This is a genomic window from Nonomuraea corallina (assembly GCF_027620315.1).
Lineage (GTDB): Bacteria > Actinomycetota > Actinomycetes > Streptosporangiales > Streptosporangiaceae > Nonomuraea > Nonomuraea corallina.
In genome coordinates this window covers 1-7,225 of the sequence record NZ_JAPNNL010000252.1, presented here as the reverse complement: position 1 = coordinate 7,225, position 7,225 = coordinate 1, and the positions used below count along the sequence as shown (strand labels likewise).

Below are 7,225 nucleotides of genomic sequence, written 5' to 3'. Positions count from 1 at the left end.
ACCTCGGCGAGCAGCTCGGCGGGCAGCTCGGCCGGCACCTCGGCGGGCACCGGCGGCATCACACACCCACGTCGCGCCGGTCGAAGGCGAGCACCGCGGTCAGCGCCAGCACCGCCGCGGCCCCGGCCAGCACCAGGTAGTCCGCCACCGGCAGCCCTTCGTGGAGCGGCCGGCCGGCCGCGTAGTAGTGGAACGGCGACGCCCACTTCAGCCAGGCGATGGCGTCCACGCTCCGCCCGAGGGTGACGACCACGTACCCGGCCACCGCCCACACCCCGGTGACCGCCATGGCGGGCCCCTTGCGGCCGGTGGCCGCGCCGAGGGCCAGGGTGAGCGCGCCGAAGAACAGCCCGAGCAGCAGGACGCCGGTGTGCGCCGCGAGTATCCGGTCGAACGGCACCCCCATCCCCACCGCCTCGGCCATCACCCAGGTGATCAGCAGCGTCACGGCGGCCACCGCCACCAGCCCGGCCACCAGGGCGGCGAACCGCTCCAGGACGAGCCGCCTGCGGTCGATCGGGAGCGTGACGACGAGCTCCAGCGTCCCGGCCTCCTCGGGTTCGGCGAGCGCCCGGTTGGCGATGATCATGGCGCAGGCGAGGAAGAGGAACGGCACGAAGAGCTGGTAGACGACCGACTGGAGGTAGCCGGCGCCGCTGGTGAAGTCCTCCAGGCCGCCCATGAGATCTTTGAGCGCGCCGGGGAACTTCGCCAGCGCCTGCGGGCCATAGATGTCTGGATTTGTCTTGATATTTCCGTAAACGCCTAGGTAGAGCGCCATGAAGGCGCTGATCCCGATCGTCCAGCCGATGAGGGCCCGCCGGTAGTCACGCAACGACTTGGCGATCATCGTGCCTCCCCTCGTCGCCGTAGTAGGTCAGGAAGATCTCCTCCAGGTCGGGCTCCGCGCTGACCAGGTGCACCACGGTGAACCTGGCGGCGGCCTTGACCAGCGCGTCCGGCCGGCCGTCGATCGTGCAGCGCACGCTCGCCCCCTCGACCCGCAGGTCCCGCACGCCCGGCAGCCCCGCGAACGCCTCCGGCGGCACGGGCGCGTCGAAGTGCAGCTCCACCCGCCGCACCGCCTTCTCCCGCAGCGCGGCCACGTTCTCCACGGCGACGAGCCGCCCGGCCCGTACGATGCCGACCCGGTCGGAGACGTGCTCCACCTCGGCCAGCACGTGCGAGGACATGAGCACGGTCCTTCCGGCCAGGCGGACCTCCCGGACCATGGCGAGGAACTCCTGCTGCACCAGCGGGTCGAGGCCGCCGGTCGGCTCGTCCAGGATGAGCAGGTCGGGTTCGTGCATGAACGCCTGGATGAGCCCGACCTTCTGTTTGTTGCCCTTGGAGAGCTTGGCCATGGGCACGCCCAGGTCGGCGCCGAGCCGCTCGGCCAGTTCCTCGATCCGGCCGGGGGGCACCCCGCCGCGCACCCTGCCGAGGAACCGCAGGTAGTCGCGGGCCTTCTCCCGGCCTTCGAGGGCGAGCTCGCCCGGCAGGTAGCCGATCCTGGCCCGTACGGCGGGCTCCCGCGATCCGGCTCCCAGGACGGTGATCCGGCCGCGGGTGGGCCGGATGACGTCGAGCAGGAGCCGGATCGTGGTGGTCTTGCCGGAGCCGTTCGGCCCCAGGTAGCCGAAGATCTCTCCCGGCTGGATCTCCAGGTCGAGGTCCTCCAGCCCACGGCGTCGGCCGTAGTACTTGGTCAGCCCCTCGGCCCGCACCACTGCTGTCATGCCGCCATGGTGCCCGTCCGGAGGCGCCGCCGTCACCGGCGGTGTCCGGCAAGGTAGGCGGCGGTTCGCTTCCGGCATCCGGCACCCGCCGACTTTGGAATTCCGGTTTTCCGGGTATCTTTCAGCCTCGTGACGACGATCGAGGAGCGGCTGGCCGCGCTGGAGGCCCGGGTCACCGCGTTGGAGGGCGGGGCGTCCGAGCCCCGCGACGCCGGCGAGGAGTCGGGGGTGGTGGCGTACGGCGGGCATGCCAGGTTCGGCGACCACCGGTGGAGCTGGCAGATGGCGCGGCCGCCCGGCTGGCTGGTGGAGCAGCCGCCGGGGCCGTTGGCGGCCGTGCTGGCCGCGGCCGGCCACCCGGCCCGGCTGCACCTGCTGCAACTGCTCGTGCGGGGCCCGTTGGCCGTGTCCGACCTGCAGGAGAAGCTGTCACCGGCCTCGCAGGGGCAGCTCTACCACCATCTCAAGACCCTCGGCTCGGCCGGGCTGGTCGAGCAGCCGGAGCGCGGCGTCTACCGGGTGCCGGGGAGGGCGATCTTCCCGGTGCTGGCGCTGATCGCCGCGGCGACGGACGTGGTCCTCCCCCACTGACGTCACCGGGCTCCCGGCGGCAGGCCGGGCACCTCCGGCGAGCCGTTCCGGATCAGGTCGAGCAGCGCCCCGGTGTCCAGGTGGTGCTCCACCAGGTCGCCGAGCGCGTCCAGGCGCCGTTCGCGCAGCAGGGCGAAGTCGGTGGCCGGGTCGGGCTCGAACGCGCGGCCCGCCCGTCCGGCCACGTCCGCCAGGAAGGCGCGCCTGAACGCGTCGTTCTCCAGTGCTCCGTGCCAGGTGGTGCCCCACACGTTCGCGACGCGGCAGCCGTCCAGGAACGGCTCGCCGCCCTCCACCGTCACCCGTCCGTGGTGGATCTCGTACGCGCGCACCGGATGGCCGTACGCCTGCCCGGACGGCCTGCCGAGGACCTTGTCCGGCCCGAACACCACCCGGGCGGGCAGCAGCCCGAGCCCGGCGACCCGGCCCGCGCCGGACTCCACGTCGTCCACGATCTCCCTGGCGAGCATCTGGAAGCCGCCGCAGACGCCGAGCACCGGCCCGGTCCGCGCGGCGAGCGCGTCCGCCAGCCCGCGCTCGCGCAGCCAGGCCAGGTCGGCGACGGTGGCGCGGGAGCCGGGCAGCACGACCAGGTCGGCGTCGTCCAGCTCGGCAGGGCCGGTGACGAACCGCACCATCACGCCTGGCTCGGCGGCCAGCGCGTCGACGTCGGTGAAGTTCGACACGCGGGGCAGCCGCACCACCGCCACCCGCAGCGTCTGCCTGCCGTACGGGCGACCGGCCGCCACGTGACGGCCGTCGAGGGCCAGCGAGTCCTCGACGTCCATCCACGGCCCGTCGAGCCAGGGCAGCACCCCGTACACGCGCCGCCCGGTCAGCTCCTCGATCAGGTCCAGGCCCGGCCGCAGCAGCTCCGGCGCACCCCTGAACTTGTTCACCACGAACCCGGAGACCAGCGCCTGGTCCTCGGCGTCCAGCAGGGCGACCGTGCCGTAGAAGGCGGCGAGCACCCCGCCCCTGTCGATGTCGCCGACCACGATCACCGGCAGTCTCGCGGCCCTGGCCAGGCCCATGTTGGCGAGGTCGCCGGCACGCAGGTTGATCTCGGCGGGGCTGCCCGCGCCCTCGCACACCACCACGTCGTAGGCGTTCCTGAGCCGATCCAGCGACTCCAGCGCCGCCGCCCGCAGCCGGTCCCGGAGCGTGCCGTACTCCATCGCGTCCACGTCGGCCAGCGGGCGGCCCATGAGCACCACCTGGCTGCGGCGGTCGCTGCCGGGCTTGAGCAGGATCGGGTTCATGTCGGCCACCGGCTCCAGGCCGGCGGCCCGCGCCTGCGCCGCCTGGGCGCGGCCGATCTCGGCGCCGTCGGCGGTCACGTACGAGTTGAGTGACATGTTCTGGGCCTTGAACGGCGCCACCCGGACGCCCCGGCGGGCCAGCCAGCGGCAGATGCCCGCGGTGACGACGCTCTTGCCGGCGTCGGATGTGGTGCCCGCGACGAGCAGCGCCCCTCTCACGCGCTCCACGGTAACGGCGCGACCGAAATCCCCCATTTACGAATCCTGTGACTTCTGCCACTCTGACTAGAACGAATACCTAGAACTGGATTCTAGAGCTGCCTAGGGAAAGGTAGGGCATGGTCGGAACGCTGGGCTCGGCTCGTACCGGCAAGATCGACGCCACGTCCTCGGCGCCGTTCGGCTGGGCGCCGCTCGTCGTGCTCTTCATCGTCGGCCTCGTCGACCGCGTCGAGGCGAACCTCCTGTCGGGGGTGTTGCCGCACATCATCGCGGAGTGGAGGATCAGCGACGTCGCGGCGGGCGCCATCCCGACCGCCGCCGCGATCGCCGGGGCGATCGTGGCCATCCCCGCCGGGTATCTGGCCGACCGCTACAGCCGCACCCGCATCATCGCCATCGTGGTCTTCATCTGGGCCATCGCCACGGCGGGCTCCGGACTGGCCACCGGCTTCGCGATGTTCTTCGGGATGCGGGTGCTGCTCGCCGCCGCCGAGAACATCGACAACCCGGCCTCGGGCAGCCTGCTCGCCGACTGGTACCCGCCGGTCAGCCGGGCCAAGGCCTACGGGCTGGTCCGGGTCACCACCTATCTCGGCGGCGTCGGCACCCTGATCGGCGGGGTGCTCGCGCACCAGCTGGGCTGGCGGCAGGCGTTCCTCATCATGGTCGTCCCCGGCGTGCTCACGGCCCTGCTGGTGTGGTTCCTGCGCGAGCCGCGCCGTGGCGAACTGGACCGGATCGTCGCCGGCGCCCCCGTCCCCGGCCCGCAGGCCGCCGTGCACGCCGAGCCGGTGCCCGAGGCGGCGCCGGACACCGTGCCCGTGCACGACAAGGTGCCGTTCCGCACCCAGTTCGGCCAGATCCTCCGCATCCCCACGCTGATCTTCGTGTGTGTCGGGCTCGGCCTGCTCACCCTTGGCCTGGCCGGCGTCTTCTACTGGCTGACGACCCTGATGGTGCGCTCGTTCGGCGTCACCACCGACGTCGCCGGGTCGCTGAGCGGCCTCATCACCATCGCCGGCACGCTGAGCGGCACCCTCGTGGGCGCATGGCTGGGACGCCGGTGGCACGGCGCCCGCAAGGGCGGCCGGCTGCTCGCGGGCGGCGGCGGCATCACGATCGGGTCGCTGATCCTGGCGGTCGCGCTGTCCATGGACTCGCTGCCCGCGCTGGCCGCGCTGACCCTGCTCGCCAGCGCCTCGATGTCGATCGCGATCCCCAACATGACGGCCTGCCTGGCCGACGTCGTGCCGGCGAGCGCCAGAGGGCTCGGCTTCGCCGTGCTGCAGTTGCTGATGGCGGGCTTCGGCGCGTTCGGCTCACTGATCGTCGGGATCGTCTCGCAGTACAGCGGCTCGCTGGTGACCGGCATGTACGCGCTGATCCCCGTCATGGTCGTGGGCGGCCTGCTGACGCTCGGCGCCCGCGCCTCGTTCGAACGGGACGCGCGCAAGGTCCTGGACGCGGCCCGCGCCTCCTGACACGCCCAGGGCGGAAGAGCCCCGTCTCTTCCGCCCTTGCGCGCCCGCAGATAGGAAAGAAAAATTGCGCAATTAAATTTTCCTATCTAGACTGGGTCCATGGAGAGCCGGCGCATCACCGATATGGACACGCTCAAGGCCCTGGCACACCCGCTGCGCCTCAAGCTCTATCGCGCGCTCCACCAGACCCGGATCGCCACCGCCTCGCACCTCGCCGAGCAGGTCGACGAGGCCGTGTCGCTGGTCAGCTACCACCTGCGCAAGCTCGCCGCCCACGGCGTGATCGAGGAGGCCGAGCCGCAGAGCGACGACGGCCGCGAGCGCTGGTGGCGTCTGGCCATGCCCCGCTACAGCATCCACGACCAGGACTTCCGCGACGCCCCCGAACGGGTCGCCGCCTACGTCGCGGCCACCCGCACCGCCTTCCACGACCATGTCGAGATGTACGAGCGCTACCTCGACGAGCAGTCGGCCTGGCCCCCCGAGTGGCGCGCGGCCGCCTTCAGCTCGCGGTCCCTGCCCAACCTGACCGCCGCCGAGCTCGCCCAGCTCAACGAGGAGCTCGTCGCCGTGGTCAGGAAGTGGCAGGCGCGCGGCGAGGCCGCGATCGAGGCCGGCGACACGGAGGGCCGCGAGCACGTCAACCTCGACATGTACGGATTCCCCTCCCGCCGTCCCTGACCTCGAGCCGTCCCCGACCCCGAGCCGTCCCCGACCTGCCCCCGACCCGCAAGCCGTCCCCCACCCCGAAGGAGCACACGGCCATGCATCCCGACATCCATCTGCGGCTCATGGAGATCCGCGCCGCCGAGTTACGCGAACGCGCCGACCGATGGCGCACCACCCGCCACCGGCGGCCCACGATGAGCTGGCGCGTCGGCTGGACCCTCGTCGAGCTGGGCCTGCGTCTCGTCCACCGGACTCCCGCCCACTTTCAGCGCGTTTAACGTGATTCGCCGGTGTATCAAGTGACAGGAGTCGTCACTCCATGAGGGTGTCGAAGGAGGCACTCGTGGAATCTGAGGACGGCCGCGTCATCCTGTTCGTCGTCATCGCGATCACGCTGTTCATCGCCGGGCGCCGCTACCAGACGCTGGTCACCACCCGGAAGGCGTGGCGGGACGCGACCCGATCGGTCATCACTCGCAAGCAGGTGGCCGCCGACGCCACCCGGTCCATGCTCTGGGTGGCCGTCATCACCGGGTTCATCCTCTGGCTGGTGGCCAACCTCAACCGGATGATGTGACCCGCCGCACCGCCCACGCGGCCAGCACCGCCGCACCCGCGGCCGCCAGGCTCACCGCCCTGGTCAGCCGCACCGCCCGCCGGATGTCGCCCACCTGAGGCCGGGGCCCTTCGCCCATGGTGGGCCGGTGCTCCATCCTGCCGCCGTACGTGTTCGTACCGCCGAGCGTGACGTCCAGCGCGCCCGCGAAGGCCGCCTCGCACCGCCCGGCGTTCGGGCTCGGGTGGCGGTGGCCGTCCCGGCGCAGCACGGCCAGCGCCCGGCGCCGGTCCGGCGCGGCCAGCACGGTGATCAGGCCGGTGAGCCTGGCCGGGACGTAGTTGGCCACGTCGTCCAGCCGCGCCGCGGCCCACCCGAACCGTTCGTAGCGCGGCGACCGGTGGCCCACCATGGCGTCCAGCGTGTTGACCGCCCGGTAGGCCAGCAGCCCCGGCACGCCCGCCACCGCCCCCCAGAACAACGGCGCCACCACCGCGTCGGAGGTGTTCTCGGCCAGCGACTCCACCGTCGCCCTGGCCAGCTCCGGCGCCTCCAGCTCCGACGGGTCGCGCCCGCACAGGTGCGGCAGCCGCGCCCTGGCCGCCCGCAGGTCCCCCGACTCCAGGGCCGAGGCCATGCGGGCGCCCTCCCGCGCGAGGGCCGGATCACGCCGTCGCGGCTGGTGCTGGCCGGGGTGGCGCTGGC

General features: G+C 72.4%; 9 protein-coding genes. 5 read left to right on the top strand and 4 right to left on the bottom strand.

All coding sequences use genetic code 11. The annotated features are described in order from the left end of the window. Window positions 1–58 precede the first annotated feature (58 nt). On the bottom strand, window positions 59–850 hold the full coding sequence (locus OUY22_RS34625) for an ABC transporter permease subunit (RefSeq protein WP_270159525.1): 792 nt from the start codon (window positions 848–850) through the stop codon (window positions 59–61). Then, window positions 828–1,739 carry an ABC transporter ATP-binding protein gene (locus OUY22_RS34620; RefSeq protein WP_270159524.1) on the bottom strand — a complete coding sequence of 304 codons (912 nt, stop codon included), beginning with the start codon at window positions 1,737–1,739 and terminating at the stop codon, window positions 828–830. Before OUY22_RS34620 ends, OUY22_RS34625 begins: the two co-directional genes overlap by 23 nt. A 129-nt stretch (window positions 1,740–1,868) precedes the next feature. On the opposite strand from OUY22_RS34620, the gene OUY22_RS34615 reads away from it, so the two are divergent. Next, window positions 1,869–2,330 carry an ArsR/SmtB family transcription factor gene (locus OUY22_RS34615; protein WP_270159523.1) on the top strand — a complete coding sequence of 154 codons (462 nt, stop codon included), beginning with the start codon at window positions 1,869–1,871 and terminating at the stop codon, window positions 2,328–2,330. A gap of 2 nt (window positions 2,331–2,332) precedes the next feature. Here the strand turns inward: OUY22_RS34615 and OUY22_RS34610 are convergent, their stop codons facing one another. Continuing rightward, window positions 2,333–3,811, bottom strand: coding sequence for a cobyric acid synthase (locus OUY22_RS34610; RefSeq protein ID WP_270159522.1), 1,479 nt, complete (start codon window positions 3,809–3,811; stop codon window positions 2,333–2,335). 119 nt (window positions 3,812–3,930) lie between these two features. On the opposite strand from OUY22_RS34610, the gene OUY22_RS34605 reads away from it, so the two are divergent. The 4 genes from OUY22_RS34605 to OUY22_RS34590 all read left to right on the top strand — a co-directional run bounded on the left by OUY22_RS34605 (window position 3,931) and on the right by OUY22_RS34590 (window position 6,541). Further along, window positions 3,931–5,295, top strand: coding sequence for an MFS transporter (locus OUY22_RS34605; RefSeq protein ID WP_270159521.1), 1,365 nt, complete (start codon window positions 3,931–3,933; stop codon window positions 5,293–5,295). A gap of 99 nt (window positions 5,296–5,394) precedes the next feature. Then, window positions 5,395–5,976, top strand: coding sequence for an ArsR/SmtB family transcription factor (locus OUY22_RS34600; protein ID WP_270159520.1), 582 nt, complete (start codon window positions 5,395–5,397; stop codon window positions 5,974–5,976). A gap of 83 nt (window positions 5,977–6,059) precedes the next feature. Beyond that, the gene (locus OUY22_RS34595) at window positions 6,060–6,242 is read left to right on the top strand and encodes a hypothetical protein (RefSeq protein WP_270159519.1); all 183 of its coding nucleotides are present in this window, start codon (window positions 6,060–6,062) and stop codon (window positions 6,240–6,242) included. A 65-nt stretch (window positions 6,243–6,307) separates the two neighbouring features. After that, window positions 6,308–6,541, top strand: a complete 234-nt coding sequence (locus OUY22_RS34590; protein WP_270159518.1) for a hypothetical protein — start codon at window positions 6,308–6,310, stop codon at window positions 6,539–6,541. Here the strand turns inward: OUY22_RS34590 and cbiB are convergent. Continuing rightward, window positions 6,525–7,225 (bottom strand): adenosylcobinamide-phosphate synthase CbiB (cbiB, locus tag OUY22_RS34585; RefSeq protein ID WP_270159517.1); only part of this gene is annotated, 701 nt, incomplete at its 5' end. The genes OUY22_RS34590 and cbiB overlap by 17 nt on opposite strands.

What these genes read in the sequence shown, in the direction of transcription:
- OUY22_RS34605 (WP_270159521.1), top strand. Translation starts at nt 3,931, where the DNA reads ATGGTCGGAACGCTGGGCTCGGCTCGTACCGGCAAGATCGACGCCACG.
- OUY22_RS34625 (WP_270159525.1), bottom strand. Translation starts at nt 850, where the DNA reads ATGATCGCCAAGTCGTTGCGTGACTACCGGCGGGCCCTCATCGGCTGG.
- OUY22_RS34600 (WP_270159520.1), top strand. Translation starts at nt 5,395, where the DNA reads ATGGAGAGCCGGCGCATCACCGATATGGACACGCTCAAGGCCCTGGCA.
- OUY22_RS34595 (WP_270159519.1), top strand. Translation starts at nt 6,060, where the DNA reads ATGCATCCCGACATCCATCTGCGGCTCATGGAGATCCGCGCCGCCGAG.
- OUY22_RS34620 (WP_270159524.1), bottom strand. Translation starts at nt 1,739, where the DNA reads ATGACAGCAGTGGTGCGGGCCGAGGGGCTGACCAAGTACTACGGCCGA.